Origin of the sequence: Ruminococcus sp. Marseille-P328 (assembly GCF_964249465.1) — a bacterium.
In the GTDB taxonomy this organism is placed as follows: Bacteria; Bacillota; Clostridia; order Lachnospirales; family Lachnospiraceae; genus Blautia_A; species Blautia_A faecis.
This window is the reverse complement of sequence record NZ_CAXUBQ010000002.1, coordinates 92,172-118,608: the sequence shown is the minus strand read 5'-3', so window position 1 is coordinate 118,608 and position 26,437 is coordinate 92,172. Positions and strand designations below refer to the sequence as shown.

Here is a 26,437-nt window from a genome sequence, read left to right as displayed (position 1 = left end):
GTCTTATTTGCTTTCTTCGCAAGTCCGCTCCAGGTGTGGCTCCAATTATTCGCCGCATTCAGGTCTACCGGGGCTCCGCTTGCTTTTCCGTCTGCATAAAGCTGTACGGTGACGGAATCCGGGCGGATTCCGTCCTGGTTGTTGCTGTCATTCCATACCTTCTTGACACTTACACTGGTCTCTTCTGGTGTATCTTTTCTATTAGAAATCTTTACAGTTCCAGATTTTTCCTGATCACCAGGGAAACTATTTTTGTGAATTTCGGCTCCGCCCTGATAAACGTTTTTAGCATAAATGGAACACATTCCATTATTATTCATATATGAGCCTTCTGGAACAAGGGCAAATCCGCCCATCTTCTTTCCAGTATCTTTCACATATCCCTTATATGGAGTTCCATCTTCATTTACGAAGTTCCAAATTGTTCTTTTTGCAATTTGTTGACCTTTACTATTCGGATCCAGTTCGCTTTCTTTTTTACCAGCAACATCAACTATTTCATTTCCAACATAAAGTACTTCTGTCGCAACATCAAGTTCATTCATGCCACTTGGAATCATAACATTGATCACAAGAGCTTGATTATCTCTAACTGCTGGAAGATTTAATCGGTGCTGTTTCAGATCACTTGGGGTTAAATAAACAACTTGTGCTGAATCTGTAGATTTCGCCTTAGCAAGTTTCTTTGATAATCCAGATACTGTTGTTAAAATATTAGTAATGTTAATCAGAGAATCGAATTCTGCTGCGGTAACCTTCTTAACAGCCCCCTTATCGGTCGTCACCTCTGACGTTGTTACAAATAAATTGTTTGAGCTATTTGCAGTTAAACTTGTAACCCCTTCAATCACTTTCGCAAATGAAGTTGTATCATAGTTCATTAAGCCTTTTAAACCTTCTGAATAATCATAAGAAACTGTATAGTCTCCTATTTTTCCTCCATCTTCAAGAATATTTCCTTTTTCATCTAATTCATATACTTCATATGCACTTTTTGCATCCTTAATTGTATACGAGGTAGAGCCAACTCCGTTAGCATCAGTTGTAATGGTTACATCTGCGACTTTATTCTTGTTTGCATCAACTATTCTAAAGTTAAAAGTTTTTGCAGCTGCTGGATTAACTGATTTTTCAATATTAATTGTAAGATTAATTTTCTTTTCAGTTCCCTGTGCTCCAACCGGGTTTCCATTTCCTTTAAATTTATCTACAGCAAAATTTCCCTCAAAATGCATGGATTGCTCGAAATAATTCGCAACAACCATAAATTGGCTTGCATCTTTCAAGCCATCTTTTATATCAGCATAAGAAATAGAATTATTTCCCATCTGAGTTGCATTAATAACAACTGTGTCATGTGAAGAGTCTACTGTGTATCTGTCATTAATTGCAATTGTAAACTGATAATCAAATGTCTGGCCATTATCGACTTCTGACAAAGCGTTATTTGTATCCCAATTATTTTGTTTCTGACCTTCTACGTTTGGATTTTGATCTGGACGAGCAATTGCAAGCACTGCTTTATATTCACCAGTTTCTATGCTCTTCTGTCGATTACCATTATTATCATACAGCGCATCAAATGTTGCCTCGCCAATTCCATTTTCTACAGTTATTTTTTTAAACTGATGTAATCCATCTTTTTCAATCTTCGCATAGTATGTACCATTCTGACTTGTTGCAACGTTTCCCTGCGAATCCACAAACTGTAATCTCAGCTTAAAACTACTCAGACCTTGATCTGCGATAATAAAAGTACTAAAACTATCCGTTGTTAATGTTACTTCCTTAATTTTTCCTTTTTTATTCAGTTCAACATTATCCGTTACATCTTCCAACTGATCCAGATTTTCATCCAAATGTAATACCTGTACACTGTCTTCTGTTGTTTCATTTGATAATTTCTGAGCCTTTTTATAAGAAATGTTTACGGAAACCTGACTTTCTGCTGGCTCGATTTCGTTTCCGTTCTCATCTTCAAAATGCATATCATAAATCAGATAACTATCATACAGAACATTCTCTAACTCTTCATATTCTTTCAGTTTCTGTTCTGCATACGCATAACCATCCTGATGATCTGCTTTATTCATTTTTGTGACAACAAATTTGGCGTTGTCCGGTACTGCATCGGCATTTTCCAACGTTGCAGTTACCGTTACCTTAGAATCCTCATAGGTATATACCGTCTGCTGATTTTCCGTCTCCGCGGCCGCACTCTTCTGCTTCACCCTTCCCACCGTCGCCGCAAACGTCGTCACAGATGAATCAGCCATGATCATCACGAGAGCGAGAAACAGTGCCAGAAATCTTCTTAAATACCCATTCTTTTTCATAATGTCTCATTCCTTTCTTTGGATATGTAGATTTATTTTAACCGAATCGGGAATTATTTTCGGTTGCATGATAGATAGTATATGATTTTTAAATATATTCTATCACTTTGCCTCTTTCTCCAACTCTTTCATTTTCCGAAAGAGTTGCAAAAACGAGCGATTTCCTATGGCATTTTTAGCATTTTTCAAGTCTTTTCCATAAATCAGGAGCAAATGAGTTCATACTCATCACAAATCACATCGTAGACCATAATTTATCCCTCCATTTCACACATCTCTCCAATGGATGCCACATAGAAATCAACCTGAGTGAATTTCTTATCGCCAGAGAGCTTATTGAATTTTTTTGCAATTCGTTTGGAAACGATGGGGCAGTTCTCCTGGCTGATTTCGATCAGCATGACAATATACTGCCGGACATTGTATCTGGTGTAAAAATCACCTTTTCGTATGGATGACTGGATAGCCTGTCTGAGAAGTTCGGACTTTTCACGTTCCTTCTCCTCCGAAACATGATCCGCCTTATAGTCCAGTGTGCAAAGCATAACAAACACGGATAAACCGGAGCGCTCCACCATACGGCTGAATACATGATAGATGTCAACAAAGCTGGGAAACGGACAGAAATATGCTCCTACTGCAGCATCCTTTTCCCGAAGTCTTTCCTTGATATCGCTAAGGGCACCTGCTGCCTGTGAAGTCCGTTCTCCCATCAGCTTGAAACGCTTTAACAATCTCTCCGAAGGGGCCACTCCCATTTCATCGAATAAAAGCTTTTCGGTGTTTTGGTAAACTTCAAGGCCTTCCTTATATCGTGACATTCCGATCAGGCTGTCGATTTCCCAGACCTGCCACTCGTCAAAGGGATAAATTTCGGCGGCTCTGTGCGCCACTTTATGCAGATCTTCATACCGTTCATGCCCCTTCAGCCAGCGGCACAGCTCCTCTGTAACACGGAAGTACTCATCTCTGCACCGGACATTCTCCACAGCGACCCATTGCTCCCCGATCATATCCGGGAGAAATTCACCTTTATAAATTTTCCAGGCCTGCATCCAGAGATGGAGCTTGTCCTCTTCCCGTTTCTCCTTTTTTTCTTTCTCTATCAGTTTCCGGAACTCATTTACATCAACCTGAACTTCAATATTTCCGTCCCAACAGCACATTCCGGACTGGATATTTATGTATTTGCTATCTGGAAGTCCAATATCCTTCAGCTGTTTACGAAGTCTGAAAATGGTGTTGTTCAGGCTTCCGTTCTTATTCTCCACCTCAACTCTTCCATAAAGGGCATCTATCATAGCAGCTTTGGAAATTCCGCCGTCTTCGGTATGAAACATAAGCAGCTGAAAAAGCTGTGTAGTCTTCGATGCTTTATTTCGATCCAGTACCAGTTCTTTTCCCTTATATTCCAACGAAAAGGTTCCAAGCATGCGAACCTTTAATACGTTTTTTTCCATATACTTTTCTCCATAACTAAAATAATTCTAGAACGTATTTATTGCAGACGTAATTAGCAATAGCCTTTTATTTCCTTATTAATTATAATACGACTTTTTTACATAATAACACCAGAATAAAAAAAGAACTATTAACATTTGGTTAAAAAAAGGCAGAAGTTTTCGTTACATGTACTGAAAACTTCTGCTCTTACTGCTTCTTTATTCTGTTACTTCGTACTGCCTCAATTCATATTTCAGTTTGGTGCCCTCTTTGATTTCTATTAGCAAAAGGACTCCGGGCACCGGCTTCTCACCGGCATGTCCTCGCTTTTTACGTATCTTGCGTTAAATTCCATATTGATCTGGCGAAGCTCTTTCTTCCCATCAATGTATTCCTGATACATCTCAGCCAGCCCTGCCATACAACCGTCGCAGTTCGCCTCAATATTTCCAAGGGATTCTGCAACAATCTTCTCCCGCTCCTCACGGGTAGTTTCTGCGATTAAATATCCCGCCATCTTTACGCCTCCACTTTCTCAGGTAAATTTCATTATCTCTATTATAGCGTACTCCTTAACAATTTCAACTTTAACTTCCATAACCACTTTAGAATTAATTGATAAATCCACCTGCAAAAACTGTTTATTTTCTCGTTTATGTGTTATATTATATCTACCTTATATTAGTCAGGAGGACTTTATGCAGAAAAAAAGAGTAGGTGTGATTACCTTCCATAACTACGACAATTACGGTGCCATCCTGCAGAGCTATGCGCTTCAGAAAAAGCTGCAAGAAATCGGCACTCAGCCGGAAATTATTGATTACCGCTGCGACTATATCAGCAATCCTTTCCGCCTTGTAAACCTGAAAAAGAAAGGACTTTTTAACTATATTTACGGGGCAATCGGCCATATCTGCTACATTCCCCGCCGTTTCAAATGCAACAAATTCCGTAAGCATATGCGCTACAGCCAGCCTGTCATTCAGGGTAAAATGCAGCCGGTAGCTGGCAAATACGATATTTATATTGCTGGAAGCGACCAGATTTGGGATTACAAGCTTACCAATTTTGACACTACCTATTTCCTTGATTTTGTAAAAGAGGGAAAAAAGAAATGCAGCTATGCCGCAAGTATCGGTGAAAATCTTCCGCCGGAAGAATACCAGCAGAAATACAAAGAACTGCTTTCCGATTTTGATGAAATTCTGGTTCGTGAAGACTATGGGGCTGACATTGTAGAGAATCTCACAGAGAAGCGTCCTGAAGTGGTCTGCGATCCTACCCTTCTTCTCACTGCGGAAGAGTGGGATAAGCTTCTGGTTGAGCCAAAATATAAAGAAAAATACATTCTGGTTTACCAGCTGGGAATTAACAAAGAAATCGTAGACTTCGCCCGCCGACTCCACAATAAGACCGGCTACCGTATTGTATACATTCCTTTCCCATTAGTCGGACTTCTGAAATGTGACTGCAAGATCACAGTTGGTCCTGCAGAGTGGATGGGACTTTTCAAAAATGCAGAATATGTAGTTTCTGATTCTTTCCATGGTGTTGTTTTTGCCCTTATTTTTAACCGCAAATTCTTCGCCAAGGTAAACGGTCATCACATGAACCGCCGTGTTCAGCAGCTTCTTAATCTGGTGAAGCTTACCGATAGAACTATGGATGATGTTTCTTACGAGAAGCTTACCGAAGAAATTGATTTTACTTATGCAAATGAGCAGATTGCCCGCTTCCGTGAGCACTCTATGGAACAGCTGCGCCAGATGACATCTGAGGATTAAGCAGCGATTACCAATAAATGGAGATTTTTAGCAAATGAATAAAGAAAAAAATGTAAAAAAAGCCTTTTTATGGAATATGATCGGAAGTACCTGTTACTCAGGCTCCTCCTTTTTGTATCTCCTGGTGGTAACTCGTGTGTGTGGCGCACAGCTGGCAGGGTTTTATTCCTTAAGCTACGCTACTGCACAGCTGCTTCTGCAGGTGGGACGCTATGGTGTCCGCACCTATCAGGCCACGGATCTGGAGCACAAATATATTTTTTCCGAGTATAAGGTTTCCCGCATTATCACCTGTGCACTGATGATGCTGTTTGGAATTATTTACAGTTCCTTCAGCTTCAAAGGCGAATATATTATCATCAGCACTTTTATTATTATGATGAAGATGATTGATGCGGTGGAGGATGTTTTCCACGGAAATCTTCAGCAAAAGTACCATGTTGAGCAGATGGGAAAAATGCTGGCGGCGAGAAATCTGTATTCCGCAGTTTTTTTCACCGCTATGCTTATTATCACCAAGAACCTGTACTGCACCTGTGTTGCTACTTCTACAACCTCCCTTATTCTGTGTCTTATCATTAACTCACAGATGACCAGAAAATACGTTGGTCATGAAGAGGATGGACGCAAGCTTCAGATGTCTCATGTGTGGGAGTTACTTCGAACCTGTACCCCTATGTTTATCGGTACTTTTCTTTCCCTGCTGCTCTACAACATTCCAAAATACGCAATGGCTGGCGTTATGACAGATGAATATCAGACTTACTATAGCATTCTGTTTATGCCTTCTTTTGTGATTTCGCTGATGTGCGAGTTCGTGTTTAAGCCTACCATCACCACCATCGCAGAATTATGGTGGGAAAATAATGTGAAAAAGTTCACACTGTACATACTGCGGATCATTGGCATCATCCTGGTCTGCTGTGTAGCTGTTGTGGCTGGAGGGCATCTCATCGGTCGAACATTGCTGGAGATTATTTACGGCGTGGATCTTTCCCCATATAAGCTGCATTTCGTAGTTCTGCTTATCGGCGGAGGAATCAGCGCGGAAGTCTACATGATCTACAATATCCTTATCGCTATCCGCTGGGGAAAATGCCTGCTTCCAGTTTATTCCATAACCGCAATTATTACCATCACAGCTGCCCGGATTCTGGTGCAGCAGTGGGGAATTATGGGCGCAGCATTGAATTATGTACTGTCCTGCTCCATTTTGTTTGTGCTGTTTACTTTGATTCTGGTTTATGTAATTCTTCGAAAAAAACATCAGAACTAATTCAGTTAATACAACATCCCCCGGAAGGGAAATGTCCGTTTATTGGGACTATTCTTTCCGGGGGATGTTTTTTTATTTTCCTTTCGGATTTATGCGTGGAAGCTGATACTCTCGTATATTTTCATAGCCCGATAACGCCAACAGCAACAGCAAGTCACGCTGTGGTCCTTTCCAGGATTCTGCAGGTTCGTACCATTCGTGGATGGTATGCTCTCCACCGCCTTTTCCTCCCCAGCCCACGGTGATGGCAGGGATTCCAAGACTGATGGGGATGTTGGCGTCTGTGCTGGCGGCACCGATGTACAGGGTTTCCATGCCAATGGCCTGATTTGCAGCATTTGCAGCCTGGACAATCTGGCAGGATTTTTCCTGGGTACCAGCAGGGCGCCTGCCCTTTTGTTCGAAGGTGACTGTAATGCGGTCATCTTCTGCTGAGGTTTCCCTGTCTCCATTATCAGCATTCACTGGCACTGCGCCAGCTGTATCTCCCACACTGCTTTTCGCTGTCATATTATTGTCGTCAAGGATTCCTGTACTCTCAGACCTTAAAGTTCCATATCCCCAGCGGGCGTTTTCCTCATTCACGGCTTCTTCTATTGCCTGGTGGAGTTTTGCGGATAATTTCTCAAGTTCCCCTGCATCCACAGAGCGCAGATCCACCAGCATAGAACACTCTGCCGCGATTACATTTACAGACGTGCCGCCGTTTACTACGCCTACACTGAAAGTAGTTTTCGGATTCTTTGGTGTCTGGAAATCGCTGATTTTCGCAATCGCCCTTCCCATTGCGTGAATCGGGTTGGGAATTCCGAAGCCGGTGAAGCTGTGTCCGCCGGTTCCGTGGAAAGTTACCAGATAGCGCTCGCTGCCTACTGCCTGGTAAATGATTCCAGAGGTTTTTTTATCATCAATGGAAACGAAACCGTCGTAGCGCCCTTCTGTGTCTGCCATATCCTTAAATACATGCTTAATTCCCCTCAGATCACCAAGTCCCTCTTCGCACACATTTGCACAGAACACAATATCTCCCTCGCCGCGAATGCCTGTAGCATTCATTGCTCTTGCAAGACTGAGAAGCTCCGCTACCGCCCTGGTATCGTCTCCGATTCCCGGACAGCTGTAGCGTTCGCCTTCTTTCTTCAAAGTAAGGTCTGTCTCCCTTGGGAAAACAGTGTCTGTATGTCCCGCAACCATAATTCGCGGTCCATTCCCAGTCCCTTTCCAGGTTCCCAGCACATTTCCCACCTCATCAACGTGCACCTCTGAAAGACCGGCATCCACCATCTTCTTTCGGACATATTCCGCTTTCTCCCCTTCTTCATAGGAAGGCGCAGGAATCTGGCACATTTCCAGGTGCTCCTGCAAAGTTCTTTCATCATCTTCGCGCAGAAATTTTAGTGCTTCCTGCACACCGTTATATCTCAGTAATTTATCCATAATCTTTCCCTTTCAACTATAGAAAAAGTCAGCAAGTTCCAGCCTTCCCAGCCCAAACCTCCTGACTCTCATACGTCTGATTATTATCTTTTTATCACCATACAGCGGTTTTCCACTCATCTGGTCAACACTACATTTGAAATGATTTTTTGCAGAATCGGATCCACTGAACATAATTATAATCTCTCCAGCAGCTTCTCCAGATCCGCATAACTCTCAATATTATTGGACTCCCTGCGAAGCCCTGCACTGTGGGGCATCCCTGCTGTATACCATGCTACATGCTTGCGCATCTCCCGGATCCCGATGAATTCACCCTTCATTTCAATCTGAGCCCGTGCATGCTTCAGAATCATCGCTTTCACCTCTGCCAGAGAAGGTCTTGCCAGCTCTTCCCCTGTTGCAAAATAGTGATTCATCTCCCGAAATATCCATGGATTTCCTTCCACAGCACGCCCGATCATCACCGCATCACATCCGGTCTGCCGGAAAAGTTTCTCCGCCTTTTTCGGCGAATCCACATCCCCATTTCCAATCACCGGAATGGAAACTGCTTCTTTAACCCTGGCAATGGTCTCCCAGTCTGCTATCCCGGAATAATACTGCTGCCGTGTCCGTCCATGAACTGCAATAGCTGCTGCCCCGGCATCCTCCACGCGCTTTGCAATCTCCACAATATCCACCGGCTCATTCTCAAAACCGATACGAACTTTCACTGTCAATGGCTTCTGAATGGCAGAAGAAATGCTTTTCACAATCTTCACGATCAGCTCCGGATTTTTCAAAAGAGCTGAACCCTCACCGTTATTTACCACCTTCGGCACCGGGCATCCCATATTGATATCCAGAATGTCAAAAGGCTCCTCCTCGATTTCCTTCGCCACCTCCGTCATCAGCTCTGGCTCACTTCCAAAGAGCTGCATGGAAATAGGATGCTCCACCGGGTCGATTTCCATCAGAGCCCTGGTATTTTTGTTCTTATAGGAAATAGCCTTGGCACTGATCATCTCCATGCAGAGAAGCCCAGCGCCCTGCTCCTTGCAAAGCCTGCGAAAAGCCAGGTCGGTAACGCCCGCCATTGGTGCCAGGACGAACCGGTTAGGGATCTCTACATTTCCAACTTTCCACTTCATCTTCTTTGGAAGCTCATATCTCAACTTAGAATCTAAATTACTACTCATATCACCTTAATTACTTTCATATTTGATGTGTAACTATTCAATCCTTTCAACAATTACTCGCTTCGTGAACTCAAATGTCACATCTGATGAGCTGCTATTTTCCCTGTTTATCAGTTTATCCACACAGCTTACTCTTCTGTCTTCTCTTTATCCACATCTTCCCCAAGGAAGAACACACGATAATACATTTCCAGAGATTCCAGAAGCTCCTCTTTCTCCACACGCAGCTTTTTAATCTTCAGTGCACCGCCAATATCATCATAAAATCCATCAGCTTCCGTAGCCTCTGTTTTAAACTGCAGGTTTCCGTGATCATCAAATTCCAGTGTGAAAATTCCGCCAATCTCTTCTGTGAAAAGAACACACATGATCTGCAGTTCCTTCTTCACATGATCAGGCAGAGAATCAAAGTCTTTATTAAAGTAATATTTCTGTTCATAGGCGCTTGCGCCGCAAAGCACTACATTCTCCTGATACAATTAAGTCCCACCTTTCTGTTTTCATCTGTGTCAACAACATTTTCGCAAGTGATATGCCCCATTCACTGTAGGATTATCGCAATCAGTGGGGAATATCATTTGCGAAAATGTGCCTAAACAATAGCCTTACACATAGCTATACAGCCCGCGAACCGAAACCTCACCGGCGCTGACAGCTACAATCGTTCCATCAGTTTTCTCTACCAACAGCTCTCCGCCATCTGTAATCCCTCTGGCCACGCCCTCGTACGGCTCTTTCGCCAGCACACGCACCGGCTGATTGTAATTAGCAAGAATACTTTCATATTCCTCTTTCAGCCCACTGAGGTCACAGGTCGCTGCAAATTTTTCATAGTATTCCTCAAAAGCTTCCATCACAAGCCCGGGAATCTGGCTTCTGTCAAATTCCTTGCCGCTCTCCAGATAAAGGGATGTAGCCTTGTCTGCCATCTCCTCCGGAAACTCTTTGATATTTACATTAATTCCCACTCCGATGACTGCATAGTCAATTTTTCCATCGCGAACCCCCATTTCGGTAAGGATTCCGCATATTTTTTTGTGGGAAACCACCACATCATTGGGCCATTTGATACTTACATCAAATCCAAGACTCTTCACTGCTTTCGCCACAGCCATACCCATTACAAGGGTAAGGGTTGGTGCATACTGAGGTTCAAATTTCGGTCTGAGAAGAATGCTCATCATAACCGACGTACCCTCTGGTACCTCCCAGGATCTGCCAAGTCTTCCTCTTCCTGCCGACTGAAATTCTGCCAGTGCAAGAGTTCCCTCTGATGCGCCTTCCTTCGCCAGACGCTTGATCCACAAATTGGTAGAATCTGTTTCTCTTGCAAAATGGACGGTTTTGCCCGCCCATTTTGTATGTATCTGATCTGCAATTGTGGTTTCGTTATAGATACCGTCTGTAACAATTTCTTCATATGATTCTTTTTCGGAAATCATTTCAGATACCCTTTCTTTCATTAATTCATTGTTATCTGGAAGCCGAATTATTTATTCTCAGGCTCTCCCAGTGTAGCAACCATAACCGCTTTAATGGTATGCATACGGTTCTCAGCCTCATCAAATACCTTAGAAGCCGGAGACTCGAATACTTCGTCTGTTACCTCCATGTCAGTCAGATTGAAGCGCTCACCCATTTCCTTTCCAATCTTTGTCTTAAGATCATGGAATGCTGGCAGACAGTGAAGGAAAATTGCTTTCTCCCCTGCATTCTTCATAACTGCAGATGTTACCTTGTATGGTGTCAGATCATGGATTCTCTCTTCCCATACTGCATCCGGCTCACCCATGGATACCCATACATCTGTGTAAATAACGTCTGCGTCCTTCGTTCCAGTCTCTACATCCTCTGTAAGAGTAATGGTTGCGCCGGACTCTGCTGCGTACTCTTTGCACTGAGCAACCAGCTCCTCATTCGGGAAATATTTCTTACTTGTGCAGGCTACGAAATGCATACCAAGCTTGGAGCAGGCTACCATCAGGGAGTTACCCATATTGTAACGGGCATCGCCCATGTAAACCAGCTTGATTCCTTTCAGATATCCGAAATGCTCACGAATGGTAAGCATATCTGCTAACATCTGTGTTGGATGATATTCGTTTGTCAGACCGTTCCAAACCGGAACTCCTGCATATTTTGCAAGATCTTCTACAATTTCCTGACCAAATCCACGGTACTCAATACCATCATACATTCTTCCAAGAACTCTCGCAGTATCTGCAATGCTCTCTTTCTTGCCGATCTGGGAGCCAGTTGGATCCAGATAGGTGCTTCCCATTCCAAGATCATGGGCTGCCACCTCGAAGGAACAACGTGTTCTGGTGCTGGTTTTCTCAAAGATCAGGGCAATATTTTTGCCTTTGTAATACTCGGTAAGCTCACCGGCTTTTTTCTTTGCCTTTAACTCAGCGGATAAATCAAGAAGATACAGAATTTCCTCTGGTGTAAAGTCTTTCAGGGTCAAAAAATTTCTGCCTTTTAAGTTCATAATAATCCTCCTCTATCTTCCTCTTACTTTTCTTTATCCTTCTCATCCACAACAACTTCCTTCAAAGAAGCTGCCAGTCCTGCCAGGTTCTGGATCTCTGACGGGATAATAATCTTGGTAGATTTGCCGTCTGCCACTTTCGCAAGAGCTTCGAAGCTCTTCAGGGTAAGAACTGCATTGTCAGCACCTGCCTCCTTGATCATACGAAGACCTTCTGCATTCGCCTTCTGAACCTTCAGAACTGCCTCTGCCTGACCTTCTGCCTCTTTGATCATGCGCTCTTTCTGCGCTTCCGCGCGAAGGATAGCAGCCTGCTTCTCAGCTTCGGCATCAAGAATTGCAGATTCCTTTTTACCCTCTGCAACAAGGATGGTGGACTTCTTCTCACCTTCTGCGATCAGAATTGCCTCACGTCTCTCACGCTCTGCTTTCATCTGTTTCTCCATGGCTTCCTGAATAGCGGCCGGAGGAATGATATTTTTAAGCTCTACACGGTTTACCTTGATTCCCCATGGATCAGTTGCCACGTCAAGGGAAGCACGCATCTTGGTATTGATCACCTCACGTGAGGTCAGGGTTTCATCCAGTTCCATATCACCGATAATGTTACGCAATGTAGTCGCGGAAAGATTCTCGATAGCCATGATCGGATTCTCAACGCCGTATGCGTACAGCTTCGGGTCTGTGATCTGGAAAAATACAACAGTATCAATCTGCATGGTTACGTTATCTTTTGTGATAACCGGCTGTGGTGGGAAATCTACAACCTGCTCTTTCAGATTGACTTTTCTTGCCACACGCTCTACAAATGGAAGTTTGAAGTGTACGCCGGTTCCCCATGTTGCCTGGTAAGCGCCTAAACGCTCAAGTACGATCGCATATGCCTGGGGTACGATGCGGATGCAGGATGCCAAGATCCACAGCACCAGAATAATGACGATCAGCAAAAATAAGATACTTCCCATATTACGCCTCCTTTGACTCCACGATCAATTTAACGCCGTGGACTGCTTTTATGATTACTACAGTGTCAACCGGAATTGTTACGCTGTCATCGGATGTCCGGGCCATCCATTCAATGTCATTGATGCGGACCTGACCTGTCTGGGCCAGATTATTGATCTTCTGGATCACGACAGCCTTTTTTCCAAGAAGACCTTCCACATTTGTTTTCTCTGTGTCTTTTCTCATAAGCTTCAGAGCTGCCGGTCTTGTAAAAAACAGCAGCACCAGTGAAACACAGAAAAACAGAAGAAGCTGCGGCACGATTCCCATTCCAATGCCGGCTGCAATAGCGGCAGCAAGTGCGCCTCCTGCAAACCAGATCGTAGTAAGTGCCGTGGTAAGCCCTTCAATAACCAGAAGCACAGCCAGGACTCCCAGCCAGATAATTGGTTCCATAAGACTCCCCCTTTCAGATAAGCGATTGTCAAAATCTGCCATACGTCATCAGATATACTTCAGCAGACAGATTCCAGATCAGCTAACCCTACCGTCTCTGCCTTGCAGCCTCATACATCAAAATTCCTGCAGCCATAGCTGCATTCAAGGACTCCACCTTGCCGCACATGGGGATCCGGATGAGACAATCAGCAGCTTCTGCTGCCTCTTCCGTCAACCCGTTTCCTTCATTTCCAATAAGAAATGCTGTGCCGCCCTGATAATCCTCCTGATCATAGGAATTTTTTCCTTTCAGGTGGGCTGCAAAGGTACGGATACCTTTTTGCTCCAGTTCCGCTTTTAATGATACCACATCCTCCACATATAGGAAAGGCATTCTGTAAACAGATCCCATTGTTGAGCGGATGACCTTTGGATTGGTAATGTCTACGCAGGTTTTCGTAAGAAAAACACCGGAAACACCAGCACCCTCACCTGTTCGGAAAATAGTCCCTGCATTTCCCGGATCCTGAAGATCCTCAAGAACCATTACCAAAGGAGCATCTCCTTTTAAAATATCTTCCACAGTCCACACCGGTTTCTTCAGAACTGTAAGAATTCCCTGTGGAGTCCTGGTATCACACATCTGGCGGAAAACATTATCTGCCACGATTTCTCTTTTTTCTTCCGGAAGCTCCATGACCTGCTTCATCAGGGACTCATCTGCAGTCAGGGATTCTGTCACATAAACCCTGGAAATCCAGTCCTTTGGAGCTTCCCCGAACATTTTCCGTCCCTCAGCCACAAACAACCCCTGTTCCCTGCGGGCCTTGGCCTTCTGGTTTAACTGTATGATATTTTTTACCTGTGTATTATTTGCACTGGTTATCATAAATTATCCTCCCTGTTACAGCGGCTTTCGGAATTTATTCAAATCCTCGTTCTTTCCTACTGCAACCAGAATACAACCCGCTTCCAGCTTCTCCGCAGGATTCAGGTTTACATTTACAGAATCTCCATGCTTCACTGCAACCAGATTTATATGATGCTGCTCACGGAGCCTGATCTCTGAAAGACTTTTCCCCACCCATTCACCCGGGATCCGGAATTCTGCCATACTGAACTCCGTAGAAAGCTCAAACACATCCTCAAATCCACTGGCTGTAAAATTACGGGCAACGCGGATTCCCATAGAACGCTCCGGATATATTACCTGATCAGCACCAATTTTCTCCAGGATCCGGCCATGAAGGGAATTCATTGCCTTCGCCAGAACAAGCGGGACGCCCAGGTCCTTCACCTGCATGGTAGCTGTAATACTGGCTTCCATATTTTCTGCAACCGCAATAATCGCAACGTCTACGTTCTGCACGCCCAGGGATTTCAGAATTCCAGGCTCGCGCACATCTGCACGAACTGCATAAGTGACAGTATCTGCAATTTCCTGAATATTCTCATCTTTATCATCAATTGCCAAAACATCATAATCTGCATTCGCAAGCTCTTTCGCCAGGGTCATTCCAAACTGCCCCAATCCAATGACTGCAAAGGATTTTCCGCTCATTCTAATCTCCTTTAAAATCTGCTATGAAAGCAACGGACTTTCATGCGGGATAATGTCGTCCACAGACGCCATTTTCTATCCTATCATAATATTCTCTTCTGCCAGATGTACATCTTTAGTTCGCTTCTGCGCACGGGATACAACTGCCGCGCCCAGTGTCAGCGGACCGATTCTTCCAAGATACATGGTAAAAATAACGATCCATTTGGCCGGTGTATTCAGGACCGCGGTCAGTCCTCTGGAAAGACCTACGGTTCCAATTGCAGAAGTAAGCTCATACAGCACATCCACAAAAGGTGCATCCGGCATAATTGCAAAAATCCCCAGCACGGAAATAAGCAGCACACTAACCGCCATTCCCACAACTACCTGCGCAGAACGGATATAACTGCTGCGAATCTTTCTCCCATAAACCTCTACATCCTTTTTTCCCCGAAGGTTGGCAATAATACTCATCACAAGCACTGCAAGTGTAGTCGTCTTCACTCCGCCGGCAGTCCCCATAGGAGAACCTCCAACCAGCATAAGAAACAGACAGATCATTACACTTCCGCTGGTCAGCGCCCCCTGAGCAACTGTAAAAAACCCTGCAGTTCTTGTGGTCACAGACTGAAATGCCGCTGCCATCAGCTTCTGTCCAAAGGACAGACTTCCCAGTGTGTCCGGGTTCTTATACTCAAACAGTAAAATACAGATTGTCCCACCAAGGAGCAAAATCCCGGTTGTAGTCAAAACCAGCTTGCTCTGCAGACGAAGGGTCCGGAATAATCTGCCAGGAGAAAGCTTCTTCTGAAAAACCAGCTTTATTCTTTCTCCAAGATCCCACCATACGTTAAAGCCAAGTCCAGAAGCAATAATTAATCCCATAGTTGTCACATTCACCAGAGGATTGGTTACATAGTCTGCCAGACTGTTCTCTCCCAAAAGATCGATTCCTGCATTGCAAAAGGCTGAAACCGCTGTAAAAACAGCCTGTCCCAGACCTTTCACCAGTCCAAACTCTGGTACAAAGCAGAATGCATAGCCGACGGCTCCGATTCCTTCTGCTGCAAACACACAGAGAACCACTTTTCTCACCACTGTTACCAGACCGGACATCTGCTCCAGATTATAGGATTCCTGGATCATTCTGCGGTTCTTCAGACTGATCTTCTTATTCAGGGAAATAAAAATAACGCTTGCAAGTGCGATCAGTCCAATTCCGCCAATCTGTATGAGCAAAAGGATCACCAGTTTGCCAATCAGACTCCAGTGAGTGGCTGTGGTCACAGTCACAAGACCGGTTACACATACGCAGGTGGTGGCTGTAAACATAGCATCGGAGAACGAAGTGGTCTGGCCTGCTGCCGTACAGAAAGGCAGCCACAGAATTAATCCTCCTACAAAAATTACCCCCGCAAAGCTGAGGGTAATGATCTGTGCCGTATTCAGTTTATGCAATTTATATTGCAGGTTTTGAATGAACATAAGCTTCCTTTATGCCACTGCCCTCAGCATCTTTTGCAAAATATTCTGCTGCAGAATGTCAGGAACAATGACTCTTTTATAATTACGGTTCACCTGCCGTCGGCACATAGCTCAAAGGATTTCTGCAAAATGTGTATCACATACTGTAAAACCCAGTCGGAAATATGCCCTGAGACAAGTGAACCGTATTATCACTGTTATTTCCTATAGTTATGAGAAAGGGACTCACAAACCTCCCACATATATGGAGTGACGCTCTTCTCCATTGCAAGAGCTTCATTGATATCGAAATCAACGAAATCACCATGGCGGTATCCAACAACACGGCTCTTCTTGCCTTCCAGAAGAAGGTCTACTGCCATAGCACCCATCATGGATGCATATACACGGTCTTTACATGTTGGGCTTCCACCACGCTGCATGTGACCAAGGATAGTAGCACGTGTCTCGATTCCTGTAGCGGCCTCGATACGAGTTGCCATAGCCTGTGAATGACCGATACCCTCTGCATTGATGATGATGTGGTGTTTTTTACCCATCTTACGGCTCTCAATAATGTTATTGATCAGCTTCTGCTCATCATAGTCATACTTCTCAGGGATCAGAACATCCTCTGCTCCGTTGGCAATACCGCACCACAGTGCAAGCCAGCCGGCTCCACGTCCCATAACCTCGATGATACTGCATCTCTCATGGGAAGTAGATGTATCACGAACCTTATCAATTGCTTCCATAGCAGTATTTACAGCGGTATCAAAACCAATGGTGTACTCTGTACATGCAATGTCAAGGTCGATGGTTCCTGGAATTCCGATTGTGTTGATTCCAAGGTTGGCAAGCTTCTGGGCTCCGGCAAAGGAACCGTCACCACCGATTACAACAAGTCCGTCAATACCGTGCTTGCGGCAGATCTCTGCACCACGCTGCTGTCCTTCCGCTGTACGGAACTCAGCACATCTTGCAGTGTAAAGAATTGTACCACCACGCTCGATGGTGTCGGATACATCTCTTGCTGTCATGTCGATGATCTCTTCGTTTAAAAGGCCGTTATAGCCCTTCTGGATACCTTTTACTTTAAGTCCGCTGGAAAGTCCACGTCTTACAACTGCACGGATTGCAGCGTTCATTCCAGGAGCGTCACCGCCGCTGGTAAGGACACCAATGGTCTTAACTTTGTTTTCTGCCATAATAATCTCCTCCATCTTATGAATCGTCGGGAGCTGTGTCTCCATTTTCAGTGGAAACGCCCTCGTTTTTCTATACACATATTCAGCATTAGTTTATAGCATTTTCAAAGGTTTTTCAAGACTCTTTCCTTAAGTAATTGCCGAAATTACACTCTGTTTTCCGTGATTTTACCATAATTTTCCATATGCTTGTCTGATTCTTCACTTTAAAGCGTCTTCAGAGCTCTTTCTACAACCCGGACATTGCCTTCACCATATTTTTTACTCATCTGTGCAAGCCATTCATCCTGCAGATTTACATGGTATGCAGCAGACAGTTTTTTCATTGCTTTTACATCTTTCAGATAAATAACGACAGTGTCTGTACCCTGAGAATTCCGTAGATCCTCCAGAAGCCCTTTTTCTTTCTGGCTGTAATCGTCCTTACTTTCAAACTGGATCCAGAGTTCTCTCGGAATATCGGAGAAAGGCCGTACCTTTTCCAGGATCAGCTTGCTGGCCTTGTCATCCTCGGCAGATACGCGTCCCTGGATGAATACCCTGGCGTCCTCATTGATCATATTCTGCCATTTCTCGTAATCTCTTGGAAAAACCATGACTTCTACAGTTCCAACCAGATCCTCCACGGTAAGAAACGCCATCACTTTGTTTGTCTTGGTATACTTCACGTTTTTCTCTGTGATCATGCCTCCGATGATGACTTTCTGATTGTCCCGTACTTTTGACTCATCCGGTTCACCACCTTCACGGTCATCTTCATCTGATGGCTGGAAATCGATAGTTCTTGCGGAAATCATTTTTTCCATCATATTACGGTAGCGATCCAGAGGATGACCGCTCAGGTATATGCCAAGGACTTCTTTTTCATAGGACAGAACCGTCTCTTTGTCATATTCTTCCAGATTCGGCATACGAATCTCAAATTCTTTTTTTTCATCTTCGCTGGCAATGTCGAATAAGCTGAGCTGCCCTGCCATAGACTGCTTCTTGTTTCGGGAAATGTCATCTACGATCTGACCAAAAACGACCATCTTCTGATGACGGTTTCCTTCCAGACAATCCAGGGCGCCTGCCTTAATAAAGTTCTCAATGGCACGTTTGTTCACAGCTTCAATATTCCGCTCAATAAAGTTCTTCACGGAAAGGTACTCGCCATGTTCTTTTCTCTCTGCAACAATAGCCTCGATGACCGGACGCCCTACGCTCTTGATTGCGGAAAGCGCATAGAGGATCGAGCCTCCTGATACGGAAAAGCCATACTCGCCTTTGTTGATGTCCGGCGGCAGGATTGGAATGTTCATCTGACGGCAGACCTGAATATACTCGGCAACCTTGGTAGGCTTGTCGATTACGGAGGTCATCAGCGCAGCCATATATTCTACCGGATAATAGTATTTCAGAAAGGCAGTCTGATACGTAACATAGGCATATGCCGCCGCATGGGATTTGTTAAATGCATACTGTGCAAAATCGATCATTTCGTCATAAATCTTATTTGCGATTTTCTCGTCAATTCCATTCTTAATACATCCAGGAACACCTTCTGCTTCATTTCCATAGACAAAAGCCTGGCGTTCTTTTTCCATAACGTTAAGTTTCTTCTTGGACATGGCTCGGCGAAGAAGATCGCTTCGTCCCAAGGTAAATCCGGCAAGGCTTTGTACGATCTGCATAACCTGCTCCTGGTACACGATACAACCGTGAGTCGCTTTCAGGATTGGCTCCAACTGAGGACAATCATAGTGGATGGTGTCTGGACGGTTCTTGCCGCGGATATACTGGGGAATAAAGTCCATAGGGCCTGGGCGGTACAGGGAAATTCCGGCGATTACATCCTCAAGGCTATGTGGCTTCAGTTCTTTCATGAATCCTTTCATTCCGCCGCTCTCCAGCTGGAACACACCGTCAGTACGACCTGTTCCAAGAGAATCCAGCACTTTCTGGTCATTATAATCTATCTTTTGCATATCAAGGGATATGCCGTAATTTTTCTTTACATTTTTTACTGCGTTGTTGATTACAGTCAGGGTTCGAAGGCCAAGGAAATCCATTTTCAAAAGTCCCAGCTCCTCAAGAGTTGTCATGACAAACTGGGTGACGATGGTTCCGTCCTGCGCGCGTGAAAGGGGCACATACTCGGAGACGTCTTTCTGGCTGATTACAACTCCGGCAGCGTGCATGGAGGTATGTCTTGGAAGACCTTCCAGACGTTTAGCCATGTCAATCAAATGATGCACATCCGGCTGCTCGTCGTATGCTTTTTTCAGTTCCGGGTTTACTTCCATGGCTTTGTCAATTGTGACAAGCTTCACGTTCGGTATTTTGGCAGGAACCATTTTCGCAATGGAGTCTACCTGGGCATATGGCATATCGAGGACACGGCCTACATCACGGATAACACCGCGGGCTGCCAAAGTACCGAATGTAACAATCTGAACCACACAGTCTTTGCCGTATTTCCGTACAACATAGTCGATTACTTCCTGTCTTCGCTCAAATCCAAAATCCACGTCAATATCAGGCATGGATACTCGCTCCGGGTTCAGGAAACGTTCAAACAGAAGGTCGTATTTAATTGGATCGAGTAAGGTGATTCCAAGGGTATATGCAACAATACTTCCGGCTGCGGAGCCTCGTCCGGGGCCTACCTCAATGCCATTACTGCGGGCATAATGGATGAAATCCCACACAATGAGGAAGTAGTCAACATAGCCCATGTTTTTGATAGTGTTCAGCTCGTATTCCAGTCGCTCCCGTAGCTCTGGGGTAACCGGATCGTACAGGCGCTCCAGACCTTCGAAGCAGAGCTTATTCAGGTATTCCCAGGAGGTGTAGCCCTCGGGAACGTCGAATCTTGGCAGCTTGGTAACTCCGAATTCAATTTCTACGTGGCAGCGCTCTGCTATTTTATGTGTGTTCTCCAAGGCTTCCAGTGCATATGGGAAAAGTGCCGCCATTTCCTGCTCGGATTTCACGTAGTACTGACCGCCTTCGTAGCGCATACGGTCTGTATCGGACAGCTTCTTCCCTGTCTGGAGACACAGAAGAATGTCGTGAGGATCAGCATCTTCTTTGTAGGTGTAATGAATATCGTTAGTGGCTACCAGGTCAATTCCAGTCTCCTGGTGCATGCGCAGAAGCTGCTGGTTTACATTCTGCTGTTCCGGAATTCCATGATCCTGAAGCTCTAGGAAAAAATTGCCTTCGCCGAAAATTTCCTGATAGCGGAGGGCCGCCTTCTTAGCGTCCGGGTACATTCCTCTGTTAAGGAACCGGGCTACTTCACCGGCCAGGCAGGCGCTCAGCGCGATGAGACCTTCGTGATATTCCCGGAGAAGCTCCAGGTCTACTCGTGGTTTATAGTAAAAGCCTTCTTTAAAGCTTTTGGATACAATTTTCATAAGGTTCTGGTAGCCCTGGTTGTTCTCGGCAAGAAGTACCAGATGGTAGTAACGGTCGTCGCCACTGCCGATCTCGCGGTCGAAGCGGGAACCAGGGGCTACATAGACTTCGCAGCCAAGGATCGGATTGATTCCGGCTGCTTTCGCTGCCCGGTAAAAATCGATGACGCCGTACATGACCCCATGGTCTGTGATGGCCGCGCTGTCCATCCCAAGCTCCTTTACACGGGCAACGTATTCTTTTATTTTATTGGAACCGTCCAGCAGGGAGTATTCGGTGTGGACGTGGAGGTGGGTAAAAGCCATTGTGTGTCTCCTTCTTCGCAAATTTGCTATTTAGTGTGTTGGGAGGGTGAAAAGTTTTTCAGGAGGGACGCATTTGGGCAATGTGTATTACTCACTCGCCGGCGCAACGCTCCAGCGAACTAATCGCTAACTGCGGCTAATGCGTTCGGGAGAGCCCTCACGCATAAGTCTCCGTAAGCGCTGGATTTCGCCTCCGCTAAGAGCGCGCCTGAAATGGCTCGCTGGAGTAATACACATTGTCCAAATGCTGTGTACTGGCTGGGACTGATGTTATATAAGAACTTTTTACGAAGGGGGAGGGTGAGTGAGTGATTTCCCTATACTTTTTTGGTAACGATAGATTGGCAAAAAATAATAAAGTTGCGGGATACCAACTACTTCACCTCACCCCCGTTGTCGTTACTGTTTCTTTCTTCCCTTTCCAGTAACCAGCGATTTTGCAATGTATATTCGCAAGCCGCGCATTTTAGGAGCGGTTTTAGTGGAGGCGAGATCCATGACTTACGGAGACTTAGGCGCGAAGGCTTTCCTGAGCGTCTTAGTCGTAGTTAGTCATTAGCTTGCCGAAACGTTGCGACGCGCGGCGGTGAATATACATTGTGAAATCGCGTCCGGAATAACGACCAACACATTAAATAGCAAGTATGATTAATAAATAGTTTAACACAAGTTCAAGCCCCGGTAAACACCCGTTCGTGTTTTAGAGAAAAAACCTGCATACCATATTTTGGGTATTCCAATATGGTATGCAGGTTTTATTATTTTCCAATAAAGGGTGTATCAGATTCCATTATTTCTTGTAGATGCGTTTGTCCTTAATCTCAATCTTCCCTTCTTTCAGAAGGTGTCCCACAGCACGTTTAAAGGCATTCTTGCTGAGTCCGAATTCGCGTTTGATCACTTCTGGTGAGGCTTTGTCATCGAAGGGGAGGACGCCGGCGAATTCTTCGATTATACTAAGGACGCTCTCGGCATCTTCGTTAATCTGGATGTAGGCTTTCTGACGGTCTGTGACGTTCATCTTGCCATCCTCTTTCACCTCGGAAACGCGAAGGTCGAGGACTTCGCCCGGGCGGTATTTGCCGCTGGCTTCTCTGGCTGGGATCAGGGCGGAATATTTGTCATCAACAGCTACAAAAACACCGAAACGATCGCTGATCTCGTAGACACGCCCTTTTACGGAATCACCTGTTACATATGGGGTTCTGGTAGAAAGGTAATGGTATACCTTCATGGTGGCGCAGAGACGGCTGCTCTTATCTACATAAAGGGCTACCAGGCACTCCTGTCCTTCCCGCACACGGCTGGTCTGCTCATGGTATGGAAGGAGCAGGTCTTTCTCTAAGCCCCAATCCAGGAATGCACCGATCTTGGTTACCTGAAGGACTTTCAGAACAGCAGTCTGTCCAACCTGAAGAAGTGGTTCTCTGGTGGTTGCAATAAGACGGTCCCTGGAATCCTTGTAAATAAATACATCCAGTGCATCGCCCTCTCTGGTTCCTTCCGGAACCTGTTTGGCTGGAAGAAGTACTCTGTCTTCCTGGCCTGCATTTTTATCTTCTGCAAGGTAAACACCGAAATCTACGGTCTTTGCCACAATAAGCTTCTGTTTTTTTCCTATTTCAATCATGGATTCTCCTTAATTCAATTACGGTTAAATATAAAATTTCTCAGTAGCTTCCCAATCTATTGTCCAGTATAGCACACATTTACCGCCACTGTGAACATTAACTTATTGAAGTAAGGATAAAAAATGCAGAATCCCCATCTGCAAAGCGACTTTCCGGCTCATGCATTGCGGAAGCGGCTCAGGAAATCTTTTGTCAGCGGGTCTGTCGGATTCTCAAACAGTTCCTTCGGCGGTCTGTCTTCTACGATAACGCCATTTGCCATGAAGATTACACGCTTGGAAACGTCACGGGCAAATGCCATCTCATGGGTGACGATGATCATGGTCAGGCCTTCGTGTGCAAGGTCTCTCATAACCTCCAGAACCTCACCTACCATCTGGGGATCCAGCGCGGAGGTTGGCTCGTCGAAAAGAAGAATTTCCGGCTCCATGGCAAGGGCTCTTGCGATTGCCACACGCTGTTTCTGACCTCCTGAAAGCTGTTTGGGTTTGGCGTTGATGTACGGCGCCATACCTACTTTTTCCAGATAATACAAAGCTTTTTTCTCTGCCTCTTCTTTGCTCTTTTTCAAAACCTTTACCTGACCTACGGTGCAGTTTTTCAGAGCAGTCATGTTGTTAAAAAGGTTAAAATTCTGGAACACCATACCTACCTTTGAACGGTATTCCGGAACGTTTACGTTCTTACTGGTGATGTCAGTTCCACGATAATTGATTTCTCCGGTGGATGGAGTTTCCAGCATATTCAGGCAGCGAAGAAGTGTGGATTTACCAGAACCGGACGGTCCGATAATGCACGTCACATCTCCCGGGCTTACGGAAAAATCAATGTCTCTCAGTACCTGATTGCTGCCAAATGCTTTTCCCAGATGTTTGACTTCAAGGATTTTTTCACTCATGATCATTTCTCCTCCTTCTTCTTAGGGTAGGAATACAGACCACTTGTGTGAGCCAGTGTATCCGTTGTTGCAAGGTCATAATTCTGCGGGCCTTCCATCTTGTGTTCCAGCAGGCGGAGCAGTCTGGAGCATACAAAAGTAAGGATAAAGTACATTACCATAGCGATGGTAAAGGATTCGAAGTAAGTGTAATAAGCTCCGGCTACGCCTTTTGTTGTGTAGAAAAGTTCTACAATTCCAATAATGGAAAGAACGCAGGTATCCTTGATATTGATGATCAGGTTGTTTCCAATCTGAGGCATGATATTGCGCAGTGCCTGTGGAAGAATTACGTTCATCATAGTCTGTACATGCGTCATTCCGATTGCTTTTGCAGCTTCTGTCTGACCTTCGTCAACAGAAAGGATTCCGCCTCGGACAGTTTCTGCCATGTAGGCTCCGGTATTGATAGATACTACGAAAAATGCCGCAAACCACATGGACATGTTGATATTAAACAGGTAAGCACTTCCGTAATAGATAAACATGGCCTGTACCATCATTGGGGTGCCGCGGAAAAATTCCACGTAGCATGCCATAATAAATTTGAAAAATCCAACCAGTGTCTTTTTAACGGCGGAGTCTCTTTTATCTACAGGAATTGTTTGAATAATTCCAACTATAAAGCCAATAAGGCACCCTAAAAAGGTGCCTACAATGGCTATGATCATTGTATTTCCGGCTCCTGACAAAAAGGAGGAGCCGTATTGCTGGAGCAGATACTGGATCCGGCCCCAGAAGGTTTCAGGAAGCATATTTTTCTCTCCTATCTCTCTCGACTTTATTTACAAAGACCGTCTGCGAAATATCCTGCAAAGTGAATCTTACAAAATGCAGGAATGATTTTTCAAACAGACTCAAATGCAGCGAAATCACTGTAACCCTTACTCTGACAGCGGCTGTACGGAAATTGCTTCGTCCATCATTTCTTTGTAATCATCCTCTGTCATTTTATCCAGTACGCTGTTCAGGGCATCCAGAAGCTCTGTATTGCCTTTCTGTTTGGTTGTCACTAATTAGAACGGTTTCATCTAAGCCTAAATCACCGAAGATTCGTAAGTAAATATCTACGTTACCATCCTTGTCTACTTCAATTTTCTGGATAATCCGTTTAAGCTGTGCATTGGTCATCTGGTGAACATCGGAAATATCTTCAATCTCTTTAAACGTGCGATTCAAGATTGTTTCCAGTTGTTCACCTTTTGTCAGGTGATAAGCAACCATTTTCAACTCATTCTCCAGACGCTCGATTTCCTGTTTTGTGCCGCCGATTTTTTCATTCAGTTCCTCACGTGTAATGAGGTCATCGGTGTACATATCCATGTATTTCTGACGCATTTTTTGAAGCTTGTGAAGCTGTGCGTTCAATTCCTTTTCGTAATTCAGGTTCTCATCCTTGGCTTTGTAAACCCTCTGGAATTCGCCTGTTACGTGACGAATTACATTTTTCTTTGCTTTCAGCAGCTCGGAAAAGTATTCGGACAGAACTTCAATCAACTCTTCCTCGTCCACTGTCTGAGCATTCGGGCAGCTATCCGCCCCACGTCCATTATGACCGGAACATACCCAGCGAATATAAGTATTCTTATAAGTACGAACAGTTCGTCGAAATGACCAGCCACATTCCTTACATTTAATCAGAGTAGAAAACAAATACTTATTGCTCTGCCGTTCCTTTGTTAATTTAAAAGTCTTGCTTCTGCACTCCAAAATCTCCTGTGCCTTTTCATACATTTCCGGCTCAATAATCCGCAGTTCCGGACGTTCTGTTACCATCCACTCCGTTTCATCTTTTTCCGTTCTCTGTCCGGTCAGGAAGTCAGTTACTTCCTGCTTTCCATTGATAATTTTTCCGGTATAAAGTTCATTCGTTAAAATCCGGCACGTCGCATTCTGGCTCCACTGACAATTACGCTTTGTTCGGATGCCTTTCGCATTCAGCATGTTTGCAATCTTGGCGGCACCATATCCTTCTTCGATATACCATTTATAAATCTGCCTGATAACAGCTGCTTCTTCCTCGTTGATTGCCAAATTAAAGTAATCTCCAATGGTTTTATCATATCCGTACACAATATTCGGAACTCGTCCTTTTTCAGCATTCATTTTCTTGCCGAATTTCACACGCTTTGAAGTATTGGCACTTTCTTCCTGCGCCAATGCACCGAAGATTGTCAGAACAAATTCACTGTTTCCCATGCTGGTCATGTTGGCCGTCAAAAACTGTGTCTCGATTCCTAATGCTTTCAGTTTGCGGACATTCTGCAGAAGGTCTACAGTATTTCTGGCAAAGCGAGAGATGTCCTTTACTACTACCATATCAAATAGTCCATGTTCAGCATCAGCCATCATGCGTAAAAATTCTTTTCGATTTTTTATTTTCGTGCCTGAAATACCCTCATCTGCATATAATCTAACTAAGTTGTCACCAGTACGCTGGGTGTACTCAGAGAAAAATTGCTTTTGAGCTTCCAGACTGTTGAGCTGATCAGCTTTATCAGTGGAGACACGACAATAAGCAGCTATATTCATATCTAATACCTTTCTGTTATATTTAAGTCGTTCTGTTACAACTTTATTGTACCATCTAAAATATAATTGTAAATAGCAAAATAA

21 protein-coding genes are annotated in these 26,437 nt (G+C 44.5%); 2 read left to right on the top strand and 19 right to left on the bottom strand.

Annotated features, from left to right (window positions below; all coding sequences use genetic code 11):
* The 3 genes from ACESTK_RS02525 to ACESTK_RS02515 form a co-directional block, all read right to left on the bottom strand.
* A partial coding sequence (locus ACESTK_RS02525) for a Cna B-type domain-containing protein (protein WP_373118469.1) occupies positions 1-2,336 on the bottom strand: 2,336 nt, incomplete at its 3' end.
* A 254-nt stretch (positions 2,337-2,590) separates the two neighbouring features.
* Positions 2,591-3,796 (bottom strand): bacterial transcriptional activator domain-containing protein, encoded by a 1,206-nt coding sequence (locus ACESTK_RS02520; RefSeq protein WP_187565820.1) that lies wholly within the window; start codon positions 3,794-3,796, stop codon positions 2,591-2,593.
* Between the two features lie 263 nt (positions 3,797-4,059).
* Positions 4,060-4,296 (bottom strand): purine biosynthesis protein PurH, encoded by a 237-nt coding sequence (locus tag ACESTK_RS02515; RefSeq protein ID WP_118583972.1) that lies wholly within the window; start codon positions 4,294-4,296, stop codon positions 4,060-4,062.
* A gap of 181 nt (positions 4,297-4,477) precedes the next feature.
* On the opposite strand from ACESTK_RS02515, the gene ACESTK_RS02510 reads away from it, so the two are divergent.
* The gene (locus ACESTK_RS02510; RefSeq protein WP_187565821.1) at positions 4,478-5,563 is read left to right on the top strand and encodes a polysaccharide pyruvyl transferase family protein; all 1,086 of its coding nucleotides are present in this window, start codon (positions 4,478-4,480) and stop codon (positions 5,561-5,563) included.
* Between the two features lie 34 nt (positions 5,564-5,597).
* Positions 5,598-6,839: a lipopolysaccharide biosynthesis protein gene (locus ACESTK_RS02505; RefSeq protein ID WP_187565822.1), complete on the top strand. Its 1,242-nt coding sequence runs from the start codon at positions 5,598-5,600 to the stop codon at positions 6,837-6,839.
* Positions 6,840-6,911: 72 nt separating this feature from the next.
* On the opposite strand, the gene ACESTK_RS02500 is transcribed toward ACESTK_RS02505, so the two are convergent.
* The 16 genes from ACESTK_RS02500 to ACESTK_RS02425 all read right to left on the bottom strand — a co-directional run bounded on the left by ACESTK_RS02500 (position 6,912) and on the right by ACESTK_RS02425 (position 26,353).
* Positions 6,912-8,276 carry a M20/M25/M40 family metallo-hydrolase gene (locus ACESTK_RS02500; protein ID WP_187565823.1) on the bottom strand — a complete coding sequence of 455 codons (1,365 nt, stop codon included), beginning with the start codon at positions 8,274-8,276 and terminating at the stop codon, positions 6,912-6,914.
* Positions 8,277-8,452: 176 nt separating this feature from the next.
* Positions 8,453-9,457: a tRNA dihydrouridine synthase DusB gene (dusB, locus tag ACESTK_RS02495; RefSeq protein ID WP_330608469.1), complete on the bottom strand. Its 1,005-nt coding sequence runs from the start codon at positions 9,455-9,457 to the stop codon at positions 8,453-8,455.
* Between the two features lie 128 nt (positions 9,458-9,585).
* Positions 9,586-9,936: a DUF6145 family protein gene (locus ACESTK_RS02490; protein ID WP_118583962.1), complete on the bottom strand. Its 351-nt coding sequence runs from the start codon at positions 9,934-9,936 to the stop codon at positions 9,586-9,588.
* Positions 9,937-10,062: 126 nt separating this feature from the next.
* Positions 10,063-10,899 carry a biotin--[acetyl-CoA-carboxylase] ligase gene (locus ACESTK_RS02485; protein WP_243243659.1) on the bottom strand — a complete coding sequence of 279 codons (837 nt, stop codon included), beginning with the start codon at positions 10,897-10,899 and terminating at the stop codon, positions 10,063-10,065.
* Positions 10,900-10,946: 47 nt separating this feature from the next.
* Positions 10,947-11,948, bottom strand: a complete 1,002-nt coding sequence (argF, locus tag ACESTK_RS02480; protein WP_187565825.1) for an ornithine carbamoyltransferase — start codon at positions 11,946-11,948, stop codon at positions 10,947-10,949.
* Positions 11,949-11,971: 23 nt separating this feature from the next.
* Positions 11,972-12,913: an SPFH domain-containing protein gene (locus tag ACESTK_RS02475; RefSeq protein ID WP_187565826.1), complete on the bottom strand. Its 942-nt coding sequence runs from the start codon at positions 12,911-12,913 to the stop codon at positions 11,972-11,974.
* 1 nt (position 12,914) lies between these two features.
* Positions 12,915-13,349, bottom strand: coding sequence for an NfeD family protein (locus tag ACESTK_RS02470; RefSeq protein ID WP_118583960.1), 435 nt, complete (start codon positions 13,347-13,349; stop codon positions 12,915-12,917).
* 88 nt (positions 13,350-13,437) lie between these two features.
* A complete protein-coding gene (locus ACESTK_RS02465; protein ID WP_118583958.1) occupies positions 13,438-14,220 on the bottom strand; it encodes an RNA methyltransferase in 783 nt (260 codons plus the stop codon).
* Positions 14,221-14,235: 15 nt separating this feature from the next.
* Positions 14,236-14,892, bottom strand: coding sequence for a TrkA family potassium uptake protein (locus ACESTK_RS02460; RefSeq protein WP_118583956.1), 657 nt, complete (start codon positions 14,890-14,892; stop codon positions 14,236-14,238).
* Positions 14,893-14,967: 75 nt separating this feature from the next.
* The gene (locus ACESTK_RS02455) at positions 14,968-16,359 is read right to left on the bottom strand and encodes a TrkH family potassium uptake protein (protein WP_173718341.1); all 1,392 of its coding nucleotides are present in this window, start codon (positions 16,357-16,359) and stop codon (positions 14,968-14,970) included.
* Between the two features lie 197 nt (positions 16,360-16,556).
* Positions 16,557-17,546 carry a 6-phosphofructokinase gene (pfkA, locus tag ACESTK_RS02450; RefSeq protein ID WP_118583954.1) on the bottom strand — a complete coding sequence of 330 codons (990 nt, stop codon included), beginning with the start codon at positions 17,544-17,546 and terminating at the stop codon, positions 16,557-16,559.
* Positions 17,547-17,752: 206 nt separating this feature from the next.
* On the bottom strand, positions 17,753-21,253 hold the full coding sequence (locus ACESTK_RS02445; RefSeq protein ID WP_195408905.1) for a DNA polymerase III subunit alpha: 3,501 nt from the start codon (positions 21,251-21,253) through the stop codon (positions 17,753-17,755).
* Between the two features lie 790 nt (positions 21,254-22,043).
* Positions 22,044-22,883 carry a S1 RNA-binding domain-containing protein gene (locus ACESTK_RS02440; protein WP_173718338.1) on the bottom strand — a complete coding sequence of 280 codons (840 nt, stop codon included), beginning with the start codon at positions 22,881-22,883 and terminating at the stop codon, positions 22,044-22,046.
* A gap of 158 nt (positions 22,884-23,041) precedes the next feature.
* Positions 23,042-23,782 (bottom strand): amino acid ABC transporter ATP-binding protein, encoded by a 741-nt coding sequence (locus ACESTK_RS02435; protein ID WP_331667823.1) that lies wholly within the window; start codon positions 23,780-23,782, stop codon positions 23,042-23,044.
* A gap of 2 nt (positions 23,783-23,784) precedes the next feature.
* Positions 23,785-24,576 carry an amino acid ABC transporter permease gene (locus tag ACESTK_RS02430; protein ID WP_195408907.1) on the bottom strand — a complete coding sequence of 264 codons (792 nt, stop codon included), beginning with the start codon at positions 24,574-24,576 and terminating at the stop codon, positions 23,785-23,787.
* A 196-nt stretch (positions 24,577-24,772) separates the two neighbouring features.
* Positions 24,773-26,353, bottom strand: a complete 1,581-nt coding sequence (locus tag ACESTK_RS02425) for a recombinase family protein (RefSeq protein WP_373118460.1) — start codon at positions 26,351-26,353, stop codon at positions 24,773-24,775.
* Positions 26,354-26,437: the final 84 nt, after the last annotated feature.

Excerpts from the sequence above, each read along its gene's own strand:
- ACESTK_RS02425 (WP_373118460.1), bottom strand. The coding sequence starts at position 26,353 with ATGAATATAGCTGCTTATTGTCGTGTCTCCACTGATAAAGCTGATCAG.
- ACESTK_RS02470 (WP_118583960.1), bottom strand. The coding sequence starts at position 13,349 with ATGGAACCAATTATCTGGCTGGGAGTCCTGGCTGTGCTTCTGGTTATT.
- ACESTK_RS02440 (WP_173718338.1), bottom strand. The coding sequence starts at position 22,883 with ATGATTGAAATAGGAAAAAAACAGAAGCTTATTGTGGCAAAGACCGTA.
- argF (WP_187565825.1), bottom strand. The coding sequence starts at position 11,948 with ATGAACTTAAAAGGCAGAAATTTTTTGACCCTGAAAGACTTTACACCA.
- ACESTK_RS02465 (WP_118583958.1), bottom strand. The coding sequence starts at position 14,220 with ATGATAACCAGTGCAAATAATACACAGGTAAAAAATATCATACAGTTA.
- ACESTK_RS02500 (WP_187565823.1), bottom strand. The coding sequence starts at position 8,276 with ATGGATAAATTACTGAGATATAACGGTGTGCAGGAAGCACTAAAATTT.
- ACESTK_RS02510 (WP_187565821.1), top strand. The coding sequence starts at position 4,478 with ATGCAGAAAAAAAGAGTAGGTGTGATTACCTTCCATAACTACGACAAT.
- ACESTK_RS02460 (WP_118583956.1), bottom strand. The coding sequence starts at position 14,892 with ATGAGCGGAAAATCCTTTGCAGTCATTGGATTGGGGCAGTTTGGAATG.
- ACESTK_RS02455 (WP_173718341.1), bottom strand. The coding sequence starts at position 16,359 with ATGTTCATTCAAAACCTGCAATATAAATTGCATAAACTGAATACGGCA.
- pfkA (WP_118583954.1), bottom strand. The coding sequence starts at position 17,546 with ATGGCAGAAAACAAAGTTAAGACCATTGGTGTCCTTACCAGCGGCGGT.
- ACESTK_RS02430 (WP_195408907.1), bottom strand. The coding sequence starts at position 24,576 with ATGCTTCCTGAAACCTTCTGGGGCCGGATCCAGTATCTGCTCCAGCAA.
- ACESTK_RS02520 (WP_187565820.1), bottom strand. The coding sequence starts at position 3,796 with ATGGAAAAAAACGTATTAAAGGTTCGCATGCTTGGAACCTTTTCGTTG.
- ACESTK_RS02485 (WP_243243659.1), bottom strand. The coding sequence starts at position 10,899 with ATGATTTCCGAAAAAGAATCATATGAAGAAATTGTTACAGACGGTATC.
- dusB (WP_330608469.1), bottom strand. The coding sequence starts at position 9,457 with ATGAGTAGTAATTTAGATTCTAAGTTGAGATATGAGCTTCCAAAGAAG.
- ACESTK_RS02435 (WP_331667823.1), bottom strand. The coding sequence starts at position 23,782 with ATGAGTGAAAAAATCCTTGAAGTCAAACATCTGGGAAAAGCATTTGGC.
- ACESTK_RS02515 (WP_118583972.1), bottom strand. The coding sequence starts at position 4,296 with ATGGCGGGATATTTAATCGCAGAAACTACCCGTGAGGAGCGGGAGAAG.
- ACESTK_RS02475 (WP_187565826.1), bottom strand. The coding sequence starts at position 12,913 with ATGGGAAGTATCTTATTTTTGCTGATCGTCATTATTCTGGTGCTGTGG.
- ACESTK_RS02505 (WP_187565822.1), top strand. The coding sequence starts at position 5,598 with ATGAATAAAGAAAAAAATGTAAAAAAAGCCTTTTTATGGAATATGATC.
- ACESTK_RS02445 (WP_195408905.1), bottom strand. The coding sequence starts at position 21,253 with ATGGCTTTTACCCACCTCCACGTCCACACCGAATACTCCCTGCTGGAC.